The organism is Desulforegula conservatrix Mb1Pa (genome assembly GCF_000426225.1).
In the GTDB taxonomy this organism is placed as follows: domain Bacteria; phylum Desulfobacterota; class Desulfobacteria; order Desulfobacterales; family Desulforegulaceae; genus Desulforegula; species Desulforegula conservatrix.
On the sequence record NZ_AUEY01000165.1, the window covers coordinates 1 to 1,837 of the forward strand.

The 1,837-nt window shown below is 45.6% G+C and carries 4 protein-coding genes; all 4 read right to left on the reverse strand.

The features are described from left to right. Positions 1 to 96 precede the first annotated feature (96 nt). A complete protein-coding gene (locus tag K245_RS0121545) occupies positions 97 to 279 on the reverse strand; it encodes a hypothetical protein (protein WP_027360808.1) in 183 nt (60 codons plus the stop codon). A 172-nt stretch (positions 280 to 451) separates the two neighbouring features. Beyond that, the gene (locus K245_RS0121550; RefSeq protein ID WP_027360809.1) at positions 452 to 835 is read right to left on the reverse strand and encodes a S1 domain-containing protein; all 384 of its coding nucleotides are present in this window, start codon (positions 833 to 835) and stop codon (positions 452 to 454) included. Between the two features lie 6 nt (positions 836 to 841). Beyond that, on the reverse strand, positions 842 to 1,177 hold the full coding sequence (locus tag K245_RS0121555; RefSeq protein ID WP_027360810.1) for a hypothetical protein: 336 nt from the start codon (positions 1,175 to 1,177) through the stop codon (positions 842 to 844). Positions 1,178 to 1,208: 31 nt separating this feature from the next. Further along, positions 1,209 to 1,631, reverse strand: a complete 423-nt coding sequence (locus K245_RS0121560) for a gp16 family protein (protein WP_027360811.1) — start codon at positions 1,629 to 1,631, stop codon at positions 1,209 to 1,211. Positions 1,632 to 1,837 lie beyond the last annotated feature (206 nt).

The window sequence follows — 1,837 nt, forward strand, 5'->3', positions numbered from 1 at the left end:
CTGATCTGCTTTGTCAGGTTGCGCCCTGGCTTCTTCTCTTTATTTGAACTGCCGGGCTTTCGCCCGGCTCCTTGCCTTGTTCCGCCTCTCATTATTCTATGCCCATTCGTATGTGAAAGAGTTTTCGATTGCTTCCTTGATATCCATGATTGTGTGTTCGCCTTCTTCAGGCCCTTCGACCATTACCATCAGCTGCCTGGAATTTCCAGCCCTGCGGTATGATCTGTTTTTGCTTTCCATCATTTCGTAGGCTTTTTCTTTGTTTTTGTATGTTTTCATGGCTGTTTTTTCCTTGTTTATTTGGTTGAGTTGATGGTGTTACATTCGCTCCTATTGATATTTTTGTCAACACAAATAAAACAAAAAAGCCCAGAAAACCTGATTATTTTCAGGTGCCCGGGCTTTTGATTTAAATAAGGTTTAAAGTCTTATAGAGTATGGATCTACATTATCAAAACAACTCCAACTGCCTGAACTTAGGCTCCGGCCTTTCAGCCTCTATTTCTTCCCGGCCATCCGCGCAGATTTGAATCACAAAGCGTCTTGAACATCCGATTTCCCAGGCGATCATATCAAAACTGACGCCTTTTTTTCTTAGCTCAAGGATTTTGCGGCGTTTGATTCTGCGATTGTATCTGTCAAGCGTGGGAAGATCCACGGACTCGCCCTGAAGGTAATCTGAAAGCGCGGTTGCGGCCTCAAGGCCAATGACCAGGGAAATTGGATGATCCGCGCCCATATTTTTGGGGACGTAGAGCCTTCGGCCTCCGAAATGGCCGAGGAAAGCCACGAAAACAGCTTCATCCATTATGCTTTCAAGGTCTTCGAGTTTCATAGGCTCTTACTTGCCCCTCAAACTGAGCTGAAATTCTAAAAAACTTAAATCTCCTAACTGCATCTTTAACTTAACTTCTTCCTCTCCTGAGGTCAGCATTGCCTTGTGTTGCTTCTTGGACAGGGTAAGAAGCTTCTTTTCTTTCCTGGCAGCTTCTTGAAGAATTTTTAAACCTTCCTCAGTAAAATGGCCTTCACTATTAAGCTTCTCGGCAACTTTTTTTCTTAGCTCCACCAACTCTCCCAAAGGGTCTGCCTTCCAAAGCGCATCAAGCTCATCAAGCCTCTTCTGAATTTTTTTCCTGGTCTCGTTGACTACCTGTCTGATTATTGATTCATTCATAAAATCCCCCTGCCCCCCTTTAAAAGGTGGATTATGCCTTATTCGCCTTGCGCTTGGCGTTATATTCAAGGGCAGCCACGATCTTTCTAAGCTGCTGGCAATCGCACCATTCAAGCCTCTCGACCCCGAACATTTTCTTTGCTATTCCGTGACCATAGGCCCATTGATATTTGCCATCAGCCAGAAGAGCGCCAATCTTGCCCATCAATGCCGTTTCAGGAGCCTGACCTTTGACCGACTTTGGCTGATTCTTCCGCTTTTTGGTCTCAAAGCCTTTGGATTCAAGGTGAGTGATAATCTCGTCAAGCTTGGCAATGCTGGCATCCTTGGAAGATTTAAGGCCAAAGTTGCCAAGCATTTCACGATATGTTTCGTCATCCATTCCGAGCGTCTTCTTTGCTATGTGGATGGTTGCGAGTTTGGCTCTTCTGATTGTGTCGTTGTTGGTTTTCATTAAAATCCCCCTGGCCCCCTTTAAAAGGGGGAATATTAAAACAGGCTCTGCTGTTTCTTTGCCTGCTCATCAGCAAGCACCTTACCCATCCGCCTTATCAGCAGATCCGCTTTTTCTGGCGTCATGGAATCCGGGGCTTCAATCTTCACCGCATTTTTAGCAAAGGACAGCAGGTAATTGTTGCTCCAGCCGAGCCTGTCGCGCAG